At 58.0% G+C, this 14,298-nt stretch carries 11 protein-coding genes and 4 pseudogenes; 11 read left to right on the forward strand and 4 right to left on the reverse strand.

The annotated features are described in order from the left end of the window. A partial coding sequence (locus ACIGFL_RS05960; RefSeq protein ID WP_397496631.1) for a putative quinol monooxygenase occupies window positions 1–165 on the forward strand: 165 nt, incomplete at its 5' end. Between the two features lie 84 nt (window positions 166–249). Further along, a pseudogene (locus ACIGFL_RS05965) lies at window positions 250–521 on the forward strand (transposase); the annotation flags it as partial. Here ACIGFL_RS05965 and ACIGFL_RS05970 read toward each other — a convergent pair. From ACIGFL_RS05970 to ACIGFL_RS05980, 3 genes and pseudogenes are all read right to left on the reverse strand, one after another. Next, window positions 515–649, reverse strand: a pseudogene (locus ACIGFL_RS05970) (integrase core domain-containing protein); the annotation flags it as partial. The pseudogenes ACIGFL_RS05965 and ACIGFL_RS05970 overlap by 7 nt on opposite strands. Before the next feature lie 5 nt (window positions 650–654). After that, window positions 655–887: pseudogene (locus ACIGFL_RS05975) on the reverse strand (transposase); the annotation flags it as partial. 106 nt (window positions 888–993) lie between these two features. Beyond that, window positions 994–1,890 (reverse strand): LysR family transcriptional regulator, encoded by an 897-nt coding sequence (locus ACIGFL_RS05980; protein WP_125836302.1) that lies wholly within the window; start codon window positions 1,888–1,890, stop codon window positions 994–996. Between the two features lie 140 nt (window positions 1,891–2,030). Between ACIGFL_RS05980 and ACIGFL_RS05985 the strand changes: the two genes are divergently transcribed. Beyond that, window positions 2,031–3,020, forward strand: coding sequence for a zinc-dependent alcohol dehydrogenase family protein (locus ACIGFL_RS05985; protein ID WP_033471767.1), 990 nt, complete (start codon window positions 2,031–2,033; stop codon window positions 3,018–3,020). 227 nt (window positions 3,021–3,247) lie between these two features. Beyond that, on the forward strand, window positions 3,248–3,745 hold the full coding sequence (locus tag ACIGFL_RS05990; RefSeq protein ID WP_021441674.1) for a hypothetical protein: 498 nt from the start codon (window positions 3,248–3,250) through the stop codon (window positions 3,743–3,745). Here ACIGFL_RS05990 and ACIGFL_RS05995 read toward each other — a convergent pair. After that, the gene (locus tag ACIGFL_RS05995; RefSeq protein WP_021441675.1) at window positions 3,742–4,167 is read right to left on the reverse strand and encodes a hypothetical protein; all 426 of its coding nucleotides are present in this window, start codon (window positions 4,165–4,167) and stop codon (window positions 3,742–3,744) included. The genes ACIGFL_RS05990 and ACIGFL_RS05995 overlap by 4 nt on opposite strands. An 81-nt stretch (window positions 4,168–4,248) precedes the next feature. On the opposite strand from ACIGFL_RS05995, the gene ACIGFL_RS06000 reads away from it, so the two are divergent. The 7 genes and pseudogenes from ACIGFL_RS06000 (at window position 4,249) to ACIGFL_RS06030 (ending at window position 14,273) form a co-directional block, all read left to right on the forward strand. Continuing rightward, window positions 4,249–4,680, forward strand: coding sequence for a LexA family transcriptional regulator (locus ACIGFL_RS06000; protein ID WP_036987084.1), 432 nt, complete (start codon window positions 4,249–4,251; stop codon window positions 4,678–4,680). Continuing rightward, window positions 4,680–5,939 carry a translesion error-prone DNA polymerase V subunit UmuC gene (gene umuC / locus ACIGFL_RS06005; protein ID WP_021441677.1) on the forward strand — a complete coding sequence of 420 codons (1,260 nt, stop codon included), beginning with the start codon at window positions 4,680–4,682 and terminating at the stop codon, window positions 5,937–5,939. The genes ACIGFL_RS06000 and umuC overlap by 1 nt, the downstream gene beginning before the upstream one ends. A 321-nt stretch (window positions 5,940–6,260) precedes the next feature. Next, window positions 6,261–8,213, forward strand: coding sequence for an ABC-three component system protein (locus ACIGFL_RS06010; protein WP_041013717.1), 1,953 nt, complete (start codon window positions 6,261–6,263; stop codon window positions 8,211–8,213). Window positions 8,214–8,215: 2 nt separating this feature from the next. Beyond that, window positions 8,216–8,809 carry an ABC-three component system middle component 1 gene (locus tag ACIGFL_RS06015; RefSeq protein ID WP_003298911.1) on the forward strand — a complete coding sequence of 198 codons (594 nt, stop codon included), beginning with the start codon at window positions 8,216–8,218 and terminating at the stop codon, window positions 8,807–8,809. Further along, a complete protein-coding gene (locus tag ACIGFL_RS06020) occupies window positions 8,806–11,799 on the forward strand; it encodes an AAA family ATPase (protein WP_397496453.1) in 2,994 nt (997 codons plus the stop codon). Before ACIGFL_RS06015 ends, ACIGFL_RS06020 begins: the two co-directional genes overlap by 4 nt. 602 nt (window positions 11,800–12,401) lie before the next feature. Further along, window positions 12,402–12,601: pseudogene (locus ACIGFL_RS06025) on the forward strand (hypothetical protein); the annotation flags it as partial. A 553-nt stretch (window positions 12,602–13,154) separates the two neighbouring features. Continuing rightward, entirely contained in the window at window positions 13,155–14,273 is a 1,119-nt protein-coding gene (locus ACIGFL_RS06030) for a DUF4062 domain-containing protein (RefSeq protein WP_397496454.1), read from the forward strand. Window positions 14,274–14,298 lie beyond the last annotated feature (25 nt).

Below are 14,298 nucleotides of genomic sequence, written 5' to 3' on the forward strand. Positions count from 1 at the left end.
CCTTCGACGGTCGGTGTGTTCGATGCCTTTGCCGATGAGGCAGGTCGCCAAGCACATCTGAACGGCCAGATCGCCGCGGCCTTGATGGCCAACTCCGCGACCTTGCTCAGTTCTCCGCCCAATATCGAGAAGGTCGAACTGCTTGCAGCCAAACTGCCTGCATGACAACCCGGCCTTGACCCAATCAGGTCACGCTGCAGGATGGGGGTCACAAGCTCTACGCAGCGATCCCCCCCCTCGATTGCACTTGCCCAGGGAGCTACCTTCCACAGCGATTTGGGGGGCAATATTGCAGCCAGAACTTCCAAGCTGCGTCAGCAAGCAGGGGCATACGTTCGTCGATGAGTCGCAAGGGCAATTGCGGGGACAACTCGCCCATCGAAAGCTTCTGGGGTTGATTGAAGACCGCTTGCGTGCGTGGGCAGCGTTTCGCAACTCGGGAGCAAGCAAGGCAGGCCATCGTGGACTGGATGGCCTTCTACAATTACCGCAGATTGCAGTCGAGCTTGGGCTGTCTCAGTCGCTGCGCCGGCGTCACAAACTTCAGCGCGCTGTGGCGATGCTCGTGGTTGTACCGGTCCGCGAAGCGGTTCACCCAGTTCCTGGCCTGCTCCAGCGTGTCGAAGGGCCGCTCCGGCCACAGCGGGCATTACTTCGCCGTTCGGAACGGATGCCATAGCAGTAGCCGACGACCAGCATGCGCACCATCAATTCCGGGTCAATCGGGGGACTCCCGATGGGGCTATAGAAATCCGCCAGGTAGGCACGCAGATCGCTGAGATCCAGCACTGGTCGATGCTGCGTAAGAGGTGTTGGGGCGGAACGTGGTCTTCCAGATTGAACGAGTAGAACAGGCGCTGCTGTCCTCCTGGTAACTGTCCCATCATGCTGTTCGCCCCCGCGCTAGCTGACAGAGCAATTCTGCCAACAGCATGGAGGGAGCAGCTACTTTTTCAACAGAATCGGCCAGATGCAGACATTGATTTTCGTGCGTTAGAGAGGGCCTCGCTGCCCAAAAGCCTCACGCGCAAACTCCAAGAAGCTGCGCAGCTTTGGAGTCATTCTTCGGTCAGGGGCATAGAGGATGTGCATTGCGGTATTCGGCACCGGGTACTGCGGCAACAGACGCACCAGTGTCCCATCGCGCAGTGCATCGCTAACCAACTCTATCGGCTGTAGAACCACACCTAGACCAGCTACAGCCGCTGCCAGCAGTGGATCACCTTGATTGATCGTTAATTTGCTTGTAATAGGAACATCTATACGCCCCTCCGGGCTGTCGAAGCTCCAGTGTGAGCGGCCATCAGAATAGGTAAACCCCAGACATTCCTGCTGCTGTAGATCCCACGGATTGATGATGGGAGGGCGACGTGCAAGATAGGACGGCGCAGCGCATAAAACCATCTGATAGGGCTCCAGTGGCAATGCCTTCAACCCACTGCTCTCTAGCTCGCCGATGCGAAATACCGCGTCGTAACCATCATCAACGATATCGACCAGTTCGTTCGATAACGTTAGGTCAACAGACACCTGAGGATACCGAACCATGTATTCCAGCAGGCGTGGCGAAAGCGTGCGAATTCCGAACGTGACCGGCGCGTTGATGCGAAGGCGGCCGCTTGGTGTGCCCCGAGTGAGGGCGGCCAGGTTCTCGGCAGACTGCATGTCTGCAAGGATCAGTTTTGCTCGCGGGTAGAACGCCCTGCCGAAGTCGGTGAGGCTTTGCCTGCGCGTAGTCCGGTGCAGCAGGGAAACACCCAGATGTTGTTCGAGCATTTTCACCTGTTTCCCTACCAATTGAGGGGACAGATTCAGGTCCTCCGCAGCGGCGCTGAATGAACCCAGCTCAACTGTTTTGACGAACGTGGCCATCTGGGTCAGGCGATCCATTATAAACACTCTGTTTCTAGTAATACGCCATCGTAGGCCTTTATCCAGCGCCAACCAATGACTAAATTTTCGTCACCTTTCGAGTGCCCGGATACCTTCCGGATGTACGTCGAGGCCCATTGATAAACGAGGTATCTATGATGGCACGCATTGTCAGAATTCATGAATACGGTGACGCCAGCGTTCTGAAGCTGGAAGATCTGGAAGTATCGGCACCAGCAGCAAACGAGGTGCAAATTAGTGTTAAAGCCATTGGCTTGAACCGAGCCGAAGTGATGTTCCGCAATCACGCATACCTACAAGAAGCGGAGTTCCCCAGCCGCTTAGGCTACGAGGCCGCAGGCATCGTAACGGCAGTTGGGAGCGACGTAACCGAGATCACGATTGGTGACTCGGTCGCTCTGATCCCACCTCTGGATATTGCTCGCTGGGGCACCTACGGCGAGTTGGCCAATGTACCGGCCCACCTGGTGGTAAAGAGCCCTGAGAACTTGTCCTTTGAAGAGGCTGCGGCGTCTTGGATGCAGTACGTCACCGCCTGGGGGGCATTGATTGAACAGGCGAAGCTACGGCAGGGCGATTTTGTCATCGTTACCGCCGCGTCAAGCAGCGTTGGCTTGGCCGCCTTCCAAATGGCTCGTATGGTCGGCGCCACATCGATTGCGATCACTCGAACTCACGCGAAGAAGCAAGCCCTACTTGATGCAGGCGCTGCGCATGTCATCGTCAGCGATGAAGAGGATATCGTCGAGCGTGTTATGACGATAACTGCCGGTCAAGGCGCTCGCGTTGTATTCGATCCTGTAGGCGGGCCGTCCTTGGAACCTCTCACGCAGAGCATGGCGCGGGGCGGAATTTTGCTGGAGTACGGCGCACTTAGCTCTGAACCGACACCATTCCCACTGTTTACCGTGCTGGGCAAAAGCCTGACTTTGAAGGGCTATCTCTACGCAGAGATTGTGGCCGACCCTGAAGCCCTGGAGAGAGCAAAGGCTTTTATTCTGCAAGGGTTGGAGTCCGGTGCGTTGCGCCCGATCATCGCCAAGACATTCACACTTAGCGACATCCAGGATGCCCATCGTTTCCTTGAAGCCAATCAGCAGATCGGCAAGATCGTGGTAACTGTCTGACCAGCAATTATGGGGCTGAGAGCGTAATCCTTCGGCCCCGATTCAAGCCAGCCCTGATGACCGCTTTTGGCCGGTTCCTGTGGCCCGTTCTGTGGCGGGCCCTGACGGCCATGATCACGATATGAATTACCTGCGTGAAATCATGCTGAGCCTAGCCTAAAGTCAGATGTCGCATTCAAGATATATAACCGGCTAGGACAGCAGCCCCCCTCGAAAGGAATTCGACTATGCCTACGATCCTCCGCTACCTTTCCGTCTCCCTTGCTTCCGCCCTGGTGGCCGCTTATACGGCCCTGTGGTTGGCCTACCCCGCGCCCCTGGAACAGCCCCATGCGGTTGTTCGCCCGCCGCTGATCATTCAGCAGCAGGGGGACGATCTGTTGTTGTGGGGTGGCTGGAATACGGTGGCCGGTTACGAGCCGCCCGGGGTGAATGCAGTGGAGATTCGCTGCAACCGCGGCCGCGGCACCTGCCAGGAGGCTTTTGCCTCGATCCACCATCACGACGAGGGCGAAGACCTGGAAGCCCAGGTGTTCGACTACGAAGTGGTGGAGTGGACGGAGCAGATGCTGCATGCCACGGCGACCATGCCCGAGGCCGAGTGCGTGACACGCAGCCTGGTGGTCGCACTGCCGGCCGGCTCCGCCTCGCTGGAGCTGGTGCCGCAGGGCGATGACTGCGAGTTCGAGGTCAGCGCTGCGATGCTGGAGGGTGACCCGCTCTAGGCCGTTACCAGGCTCGGCCAGCGGTCGTGCACCGTTGGCCCACCCTGCGGCGGTGTGGTGGTGACCACGTAGACCCGCCGTTCTTCCCCGTGCTCAATGAGCAGCGCCTCAATGGTTTGGCCTGGCTCCAGGTCAAACCAGTGCGAGGCACCGGCTGCATTCTTCTCCATAAAGCGTTCGGCCAGCACCTGCACTGGCTGCGGGTGGTAGCGCGCCCATTTGCCGGCGGTGATGGAGTCGGTTCGGGCCCAACCGGTGGCGGGCAGGTGGCCGGGTTGCTCTTTGCGGCGGCCCCAGGGGACCCAGGCCACGGCGCCATCGGCCTGACGCACGGGCAGGGCGGCGCGTGGGTTAGGGAAGTAGATTCGCAGTTGCTGGCCGGTTTGGGTGTAGCGCCCAGCCACTTCGACGCCGCCGCACATGAGGTGCCTCCCGTCTATTGTCGTTGCCAAGGTTGGGGTTTGATAATACTGTATTCATATACAGTATTAGTGAGGTTATCCATGGCCCTGACAGTGATCGGCCGCCCGTTGCGGCCAGGTCTGCGGCTACCGTTGTTCCTGAGCCGCGTTGCCGCCGGCTTTCCTTCCCCCGCTGAGGACCATATCGAGGCCAGCCTCTCGCTGGACGAGCTGTGCGTACTGCACCCGGCGGCCACCTTCTTTCTGCGGGTGGTGGGGGACAGTATGACCGGCCTGGGGATTTTCGACGGCGACATCCTGGTGGTAGACCGCTCGATCACGCCGCGCGCGGGCATGGTGGTGGTGGCGGTGGTGAACGGGGAGTTCACCTGCAAGCAGCTGGCCTATGAGCACGGCGCGCCGGTGCTGCGCGCGGCGAACAAGGCCTACCCGGACATTCGCCTGCGCGACGGCGAGGACCTGGAGGTGTTCGGCGTGGTGACGCGCTGCATTCACAAGCTGCCGGGGATCTGATGCCGACCTATGCCCTGGTGGACTGCAACAACTTCTACGTGAGTTGCGAGCGGCTGTTCCGCCCCGATCTGCGCGCGTTGCCGATGGTGGTGCTGAGCAACAACGACGGCTGTGTGGTGAGCCGCAGCAACGAGGCCAAGGCGCTGGGCATTGGCATGGGCGAGCCGTTCTTCAAGATCCGCGACTTGGTGCAGGCGCACGGCGTGCTGGCGTTCAGCAGCAACTATGCGCTGTACGGTGACGTTTCCGCCCGGGTGGTGCGGGTGCTGCGCGAGCTGGCGCCGCGGCTGGAGGTGTATTCGATCGACGAGAGCTTCCTTGACCTGGCCGGGCTGGGCTGGCCGCTGGCTGGTTACGGTCGGCACATTCGCGCGGAAGTGCAACGGCTGACGGGCATGCCGGTGGGGGTGGGCATCAGCACCACGAAGACCCTGGCCAAGTTGGCCAACTGGGCCGCCAAGCGGCGTAGCCAGAGCGGGGTGGTGGTGGCCACCCGGCCCGAGCAGCAGGCGGCGTTGCTCAAGGACGCGCCGCTGGGCGAGGTGTGGGGCGTGGGGCGCAAGCTGCAGGCGCACCTGGGCGCGCTGGGTGTTAAAACCGCCTGGGATCTGGCGCAGCAGGACGCCTGGACGATGCGCAAGCAGTTCTCGGTGGTGCTGGAGAAGACCATTCGTGAGCTACGTGGCGAGCCGTGCTTCGCCCTGGACGAGGGACCGGAGCCGAAGCAGATGATCACCTGCAGCCGCAGCTTCTCGCGCCGGGTGACGGAGCTGGCGCCGCTGCGCGAGGCGGTGGCCAGCTACGCCTGCCGCGCAGCGGAGAAGCTGCGCGCGCAAGGCGATGTGTGCCAGCTGCTGCAGGTGTATATCCGCACCGGGGTGTTCAACCCGGACGAGCCGCGCTACGCGCGCACCGCCAGCGTGCCGCTGCACACGCCGAGCAACGACTCGCGCGACCTGGTGCAGGCGGCGCTGGCCGGGCTGGAGGGTATCTACCGGCCCGGCTACCGGTACCAGAAAGCCGGGGTGATGCTGATGAACCTGGCCAGCCCCGGGCAGGTACAGGCCGACCTGTTTGCCCCGGCGCCGCGGCCACGCAGCGCGGCGCTGATGGCGACGGTAGACAGGATCAACGCCGACATGGGGCGCGGTACAGTGCGCCTGGCGCGTGTACCGGCGCTGGGCGGCTGGTCGATGAAGCAAGAACTGCGCTCGCCGGGGTATACCTGCCGCTGGGACGAGCTGCCAAGAGTACTTTAGAACATGAACAGTTGAGGGAACAGCCTTTGCTGGCAGCGACCTACCCGGCGCTCCAAAGATAAAAGAGGGTGTCAAAGACCCACTACCATTAAGTCAGCTGCTATCGGTCGCGGTAGGCAACAACCGGCCAAAAGCAGCCTGTCGTAACAAGCCTGAACCAGCAGCTTTCTTACAGACTGCTCGCCGGCTGGACTCTAAAGCCAGCTGCCACTGAATACGGGGAGACGGCGGGAGCCCTGTTTCTTCGGCCAAACCGTCTCGCTAGTATGTGGACACCTGCCACTGGTGCCTTGGGTGCCGAAATGTTTGAAGGGATTCAGAATGATCCGAAGGTTCCGGCTTGAGCAAAAAGGCCGCTACGAGAAGCTGGTAATAGCTCAACGTTTGTCGGACATGGTGGACAACTACCTGGATGGGCGCCCTGCACCGTTGCTGATCGGTGCCGAACAAGGTGGTATCGGCGAATGGGATGACGTGGTCATCTACCATGCGGATGAGCATTATGAGCACTTCCAGATCAAGCGGCAGACGACCCCCTTCAGCGATAAGCACATCGATAAAGCCGACTACATAAAGTCCTATAAACCCAAGGCCGGCAACAAGGCAGCAGCAAGTGCAACGCCAGTTGTCCCGTCCGATAGCGCCATCGACTCTGAGCTCGATAAGGCCATGAAGAGCTTGTCTGCCTGGAGTCTCACACCCCAGTCCAAGCAGCCGCCAGTCCGCGCTTTTTCACTCATCCTGCTCGGCCTGGAAGTTGTCATCAAGGGCAAGCCAAGTGACTCCATCACCGCCAATCACCTGCACGAGTTTTGTCGACTCTGCAAGCAGGACGGTCTTGATCTGGCTGCCCTATCTAGCCGCCCCGATACCCCAACGCAAAACGTCTATAAATGGTTGACGACCTGGTGTGGCTTTACCGACTGGGATCATGTTCGACAAACCATGCGGACACTTACGATCCATGCCGTAGGGAGCGAAGAGAACCTTGAAGAGCGTGCGTGCGAGTCGTTAGGACGGCACTTTAATGATTCGCGGGCAACCCTTGAGAAGCTAGTGGGGTACATTTCTACAAGTACCACGGATGTTAACGCCATCAGCTGTCATGCGATGGCTAACCATCTCAAAGACGCACGCCGGTCAGATGCTGTGACTTGGACGCAATACCTCATGAGGCCGCAGGCTGGATCCAGTTGGATGGTCGCCGGTACCCACAGCTTGAATGGTACGACGAGCTTGCCAGCGGCCCATGCTGCCACGGAAGTTGTCGGTCACCACTGGACAGCGGGCGGTAACAACAGAAGGCTGCGGTTGCACGCTACCTATTGCCCGCCTACGCCAAATACCGTGGCCCTCCACTCGGCCATCCTTCGGCTGGCCCTGCACTTGAAGAGCGGGAGCCATTGCCTGCTTCTGGGTGAGCCGCTTTGGCGCCAAGGCGCTGGGAACGAGTTGGGTAGAACGCTTGGGATCAGCGAGAGTGATCTTGATGAGCTTCCTTGGATAGACAATTCAGAGGCGCTGTCCTGCGCGTCGGGTCGCGAAATCTCGTCGATCCTGGAGGCGCGAGATGAATCTTCAGCACTTCACCGGGCAATGAACAATCTTGTGTGGGAGCAGCTACAAGCCCGCATCACGGCCAGGTTGAACTCGGTATCCGACATGCCATTACTGGCAGCATTGGAACCGAAGTGGCGCTCTTGGGCCGCTGAGCTAACAGCCGACGCCGCTGCGCGTGAGTCACTGTTAGAACAACTCATGTACCCCAAAACAGAAGGCTTAGACGGGAAACACGCGCTGCGCGTCGGGCCTCGTACTGCAGACCTGCTGGAAACCGCCATTCTGATGCTGCTTCTGGTTTGCGTCGCAATCGGTAACGACGATGGCAATTGGCGCGAAATCCCTGACGTTGGGGATGTTCTCAGCATTGCATTGCAGAACTGGTCAGGCGCTTCAGGCGATCACAGTGGCGCCAGGCCTGTTGCCGATGACCTGATGGCCATTTTGGGGCCTTCGCCAGCGTCGGTAGTCATTCTCGCGGGAGTCGAAGGGTCTCCCACGAGCCTACTCGAGTCCGGTATGGCTGATGATTTTGAGACCAGTAACAGCATGGCGGCTGAGCGCCAGCCCAGATTGCTGGTGACACGATTTGGGGTGCTCAAGCACTTGCGTAACGGGACACTCGCCCAGCTAAAGCAGCAATTCCAACGTCATTGGGATGCTTGGCGCGACGCGCGTGAAGCAGCAATCGAAGCTTATAGGGAAGGACACTAATCATGCTGACACTGCAGGAAGTGGCTGGCGCAATCATTCAGCGTGTAGAGGGTCGGTATGACGTGTGTCCCCGGGACGTAACGGAGCTAATGCTGCCTGAGGTCGACTACGACTCGCATGTTCTTCGACTCAAGCGCTCCCACATCGAACGGGCGGGCTGGCGGACGGTTCTGCTCATCGAGCTTCCACTGACGGCCCTTCAGGCAGCCAACCAGTGGGCAGCCGATGTCCGGGATGTGCTGCCCGAACCTGAGACTGCAGACCTCTATATGTTTCTGATGATCAGCGGTATCGCCAAGGATGACGCTGCACGGATTGAGACGGATGACAGATTTTGCCGCAAGGTTGTTGTGCGCGAATCTGAAGCAGCTGGTGATTTTCTTAACCGGACATTCTTGGCGGCCTTGGATCCCGCTGGCGATGTCGAGACGCTGAGCGATCCATTGGTGTCGGCGCTGAACACGCTGTCCAATGCATACCCTTGGTCTGCTCCACACATCGCTGCTTGGAAAACGCAGTTTCTGACCAACCAAAACGGAGCGGATGTGGTGCGTGTTCTTACCGACTCGCTGGGTGAAAGCGAGGTTCAGTCGTGAGCAAGTTGAATTCAATCACCCTGTCGAACCTGCGCAAATTCGGGTCGGAAGTCACCATCGAGCTGAGTCCCGGAGCGACTATTTTGCTCGCGCCCAATGGTACTGGCAAAACAACGGTATTTGAGGCGATCGAGTTTGGCCTAACCGGGAAAATCGCGCGTCTCCGTGACGACCTTGCCCACATCATTCGTGATGATCAGGCGGCAGCGACAGTCAGTCTGAGTTTTTCTGAGTTAACTGCGACATCACGCGTGACTGCAGCGGGCGAGGTCAGCCGGGACGGAGACTTGAGCAGCGTCTTCCCTAATGTGTCTGCAAATGACATCCCATTCTTGCTGCGTCTAACTCACCTCTTGGATCAGAGGGAGAACGGGTGGATCGTTAATGCAGAAGAAAAGGAAGCCGGAACCCAGTTGGCGAAGCTGCCGATTGGTCGCGACGGTTCTAAAGCTCGCGCCAACCTCGCTGCCGTTCGACGGTCGCTGACGGAGCAAAAAGCCCGTGCGGAAGAAGTGTTGATTGGGCATGAGACTGATTTGAGCGAGTGGACTCGCCTACTTCAGGAGCGTGACATAGCTGCTGCCGGTGCAGTAGGTGCATTACGACCGCTCGATCGAATTGCCGACGCTCTCTCTGACGCTGCAAACCAGACGCAAAGCCTGAGCCAGATTCCACCTGGCTTATTGACCGGGCCTGCAAGCCAGGAGGGGCTGACGATTGCACACTCCGCACTGACCGAGATCTTGCAAGGGAAGGTCGAACGGACTCGGGCGCATATTTCAAGCCTTGCCTTGGTAAACGATCTTGTTGAAAGCTTTGTTGCGGCGCAGGAGCAGCTCGAAAAGCTCAATGAAGACCTCGCGGCAGCTAGTCAGACACTCGATAGACACGCGAACACGAGGGCTGACGGCAATGCCGCCTTGCAGGAGCACCAGGCCAGTATCCACTCTGCACAGCAAGAACTTACCAGCATCGGGCAGCAACTTGAGCGTCTGATTGGAGAAACCACTGCAAAACAGGAGATCGCTCACCGAAATGACGCGTTGACGTCAGCGATTGCTGCCCTACGCGAGGCTGAAGAAAATTCTCGTGTACTTCGCGAGCAGCATGAGCGCAACCAACTGGTTCGCAACCAGCATGCTCAGATTGACGCCCAGCTTCATGGCATCAACCAGACTGAGCAGCGCTTGGAGGCGAGCCGTCTAATGCTTGCCGACTGGCAGGCCACTGAGCAGCAAATCAGCGAGGTTGTTCAGCAAATCACGGATCTCGGAGTGCTCATCGATAAACAGAGCATCGATCGGGATGCCGAACGTTCCTCGTATGAGACGTGTAAAGCTGCGGAGGCCACTGCCCGATCATTTTATGAGATGCTCAGTTCTTCCGCCGACGCAATCCGTCAGGCCGTTGCATCCATAGCGCAACATCTTCCCGCTGACCAAGATCAATGCCCGCTTTGCCTGGAGCCGCATGGTGCAACCAAGCTTCAGTCCCGTGTGGCTCAAGCCCTTGAAGCGATCAATCCGAGTTTGACTGCAGCTGAGCAGCGATTGCGAGCTGCTGTGGAAGCGTTGACGGCCAGTGAGGTCGCGGTTGAGAAAGCGCAGCAAGCACTAGACTTCAGCCGAATGGAGCTGGGTGCTTTGGAGTCCAGCCGCCAGGATTTGGGAAGACGAGTTGCGCAGTTTCGTACCGATCCGATTTTGGCTAGTGACTCGCTCCCATTGGCAAGGGAGTCGCTCAGGCAGCAACTCGATAGTATTGCTCCTGCCAAAAAGCGTTTGACTGATCAGCGAGCGGCTTTGGACGCTCTCCCTTCCCCTGAAGCCTTTGAACAAACCGAGGGGGCCTTCAACTCGGCACAGCAGATGCTCGACTTGGCCCGAGTTCAACAGAGCGAAGCGTCTACGCGGCTGGATCAAGCAGTTGCCGCACTGGCCGCGCTCACCTCTGGAGAACCGCTGGCTCGTACGCTTGAGCAACTCACTGCAGAAAAAGCGCAGCTGGAACAGCAGATCAGCGATCTGAACGGGAAGGTTGAGACTGTGCAATCCGCCCTAGACACCCAGCAGCATCAGTTGGTTGAGTCATTAACCGCAGTCAAGGAGATCGAGGAAGAAATCCGAAGGGTTCAAACGCTCCTTCTTCAAATCCGGGCGAGCTGGCAAGAGCAGGATTTGACCGGCGACCCACTTGCGGAAGCTGCGCAGGCCCGTGAAGCGACACTGCGCGCTACGTTGACCCTCCTGGAGGGGTATGTTTCAGCACTCGAAGGCATTGGGGTGGAGATCTCTGCTTGGGCCAAGCTGAACGATTCACAACTGGCTCAGCGGTTGATTGATGCTCAGCGTCTTGACCGATCAGAAGAGGCCTTCGAAGCGTACCTCAATGACAGCATCAACGCGGCACGCTCCAGCTTCTTGCGGTTGTCCTTGATCTCGGACGCGATGGATTTGCTGGACGGCTCACTCAAGAAAGAAATTGAGAATGTTCAGAAGCATGTCGGCAAGGTGGTACCCCGCTGGCAGGCACTGCTAAAGCGTGTCGTGCGAGAGTCCAGGTTCCACGAGGCAAGCCTGAAATTCTTCAACTCGTATAACAAGGATCGTGCCGGCGTTTCTGTACCGCTTGGCAATAAAGCGGTACCGGTACCTGATATCGCGAGTGAGGCACAGTTGACGGATCTTCAACTGACCTTCCTGCTCTCAATGGCGATGAGTCATCAGTGGTCTCCTTGGAAAGCACTGTTATTGGATGACCCGACTCAGCATCACGACCTGGTACATGCCTCTGCGGTTTTCGATTTGCTGCGTGACTACATCGTTGATCATGGTTTCCAGGTCGTTATCGCTACCCATGATGCTCTGCAGGCTCGTTACTTCATGCGCAAGCTGCAAAACGACGGAATTGAGGCCAAGATCTGGACGCTCGTGCCGACTGAAGATGGCGTCACTGCGCAAGCAGGGAGCTGGAAACAGCGCATTCAATAATGCAGATATCTTTCCGGGCCTTGATTTAAATGTAAGCTGGGCGCAAGCCAAGTCCTCACGGAGGTTGGCTTTCGCGCAGCGGTAGGTACGCATCTATAGATCCGCCATCTTGGGGCCGAAACAGCTCTTGGGGTATGACTGCTTCTGGCCGGCTGTTGCCTGCCGCTATCGGCATCGATGGGGAGTTTTCAGCCGCTCGGACGGTCAGCGGAAGCGGTCATTACCTTTGCAACGAACGAGTTAGCGGCGATGCAAAGCGGTGGTCAAGTGTGGTGCGATTTCGCCGCCAAGGCATCGTCGCCTCTGCAGGCCGGCTTCTTCGACGCCTGCGCCCTTGAGCATCACCAGCAAGCGGCCAGGAGCGGCCTGTCGGGGAAGGAAGCTCTTGGGCAGCCTTTTCAGGGTAGCACTGCGGTAGGACATCACATGAACCACAAAGACGGCGACAAGGAGCGCCCTATCGTGGTTGCCGCTCCCTTGAAGAGCCCCAAGCTCTACCCGGGCGGTACAGTGACAAGGTAGAGTCGTTTCAGTGGCGCAGTGCTATCAGCTGCGTGCATCGTGTGGCTCGATGATCCAGCCGAGCGGCGATGTGGATCAGAATGATTGCAGCGTCGAGAGCAAAGGAGGCAGGGGTGAGCGAATACCAGGGCATGCGCTGGTTCAAAATGGATTTCCAAGTCCTGACACCGGAGGACAATAGGCAATGGCTGACGACGATATGCGCCTGCTTCGCCCGCGTCGGCCGGTGAGAGATGGTGTACCCAACGCGGACGCTATCCAGAGCAAGGCCAAGCGCTTCTGCTTCTGCTTGCCGGCGTACTGGGCGTCGGCAAAGGTCATCTGCTTTATCGGGAAACTCGGGCAATGGGATCGGCGTATTTCACCAAATTCGGGAGTCTTCTTCAGGATTTCCTTATTCGTGCCGCAGCCAGGTAAAGCGCCAAGATGGGCGGGTTATTCCCCACCCGATCCAGGCTCTGTTTGGGCACGTACGAAAGCAAACCAGGTAACTACCCAGGGCTACTTCCGAAGATGCGGATTTCGGTGAACGTGACCGCTTATTTCGCTAACTCGTGACCGGTATTTTCACACCGGTTGCGGGGGGGGGTAGTCAGGAGGCTCTACAGGGCTACCACAGGCAACTTGAGTGTCGCTGGGAGGAGGGGCTATTGGAGTCAGGCCGCAATGGCCTGACCTACTTGTTGCTGGTGGAGGTTTGCCTCAGCCTCCGCAGGTGGAATATATCCGATTGAACTCAGCAGGCGCTGGTGGTTGTACCATAGGACTACGCATCTGAACTCAGTTGACCTCTTTCAGATAAATATAAATTCCAGAAAATCTTTGAGGTAGCCATGGCTACGAGTCAGAAAATTAAGGTTATGCTGTCGAGTCGCTGCAAAGATCTTTTTTCAATCGGAGAAAGCACCTCTCTCACAGAGATAAGACGTTCCCTCAAAAAGGACATTGAGGCTCAGCGTCTTTTCAGATTCCAGACGTTCAAGGTTTGGATCAACGAAGACGCAGAAGCGTTAGACCATTCTGCAGACAGTTGGGATGCATGTCTGAAGCAGGTTCGTGAGTGCGATATCTTGATCGTTCTCTACAATGGAAACGCCGGCTGGGCTAAGACAGGTGAAGACATTGGCATTTGCCATGCTGAATATGCAGAAGGGCTAAAAACGTCACCTGGCAAGGTTCGACTCATCGAGCTTCCATTGTGCGAGCCCAGCACCGATCCGGCGCAAGAAGCAAGAAATAGCCGTTTTTCTGCATTCAAGGATAGTGCTTCTGCCTTCCGTGGTGGGACAGTCACCACTCTTTCCGAGCTGAATCAAGAGGTTCATAAAGCCCTGTTTGATGCTGTTCTGACTCAGACCCGCCGCGGGGGGGAGGGGGCTAAGGCTGGGCGTTTCGACTTGGGTGCCGCGCTCGAATGGAGCCGCCTGGACTTTGCGGGGCGCAGTGCGGCTATGGTCGGGGAGCTTCGGGCCGCACTGGCAGGGCGGCCTGGCTCCACTGCAACGAATGAGTCGCTAGTAATCCAGATTGGCGACATACCTGTCCTCGCAAAAATTCACGCCGTTCCGGCCGCTTTTAGTGTCGCAGCTGCTCGGGAGCCGGTAGGCCGGCCCCATCTGCAAGATCACCTGGAAGTATCCTTGCTTGGCTCTGTCGGCGGTCCGTTGCACTTTGTGGCGTGTCACCGCTCTGTAAGCGAAACTCAGGCCACGAATCTCCTTGGATTTCCAGACGCCACCGTAATCAGCAGTCCATTTGGCGTATATGTGGCTGATAATGTTCAAAAAATGCAGTTTGTTTTTCTTGCAAACTGTCGCGATCCTATCCAGACAAGACTGGCAGTGCAGCGCTTTTGGGAATGGTCGGAACAGGCAGGAGAGAGTCAGTATATGGCTGGCCGAGCAAAGGCACGCGCGAGGATCGTCACTGCAATTGCTAAGGAACAGGCTTAATCTGTAAGCCGAATAGAAAAATAGG

Origin of the sequence: Pseudomonas sp. NPDC077649, assembly GCF_044542855.1 — a bacterium.
Classification (GTDB): Bacteria; Pseudomonadota; Gammaproteobacteria; order Pseudomonadales; family Pseudomonadaceae; genus Aquipseudomonas.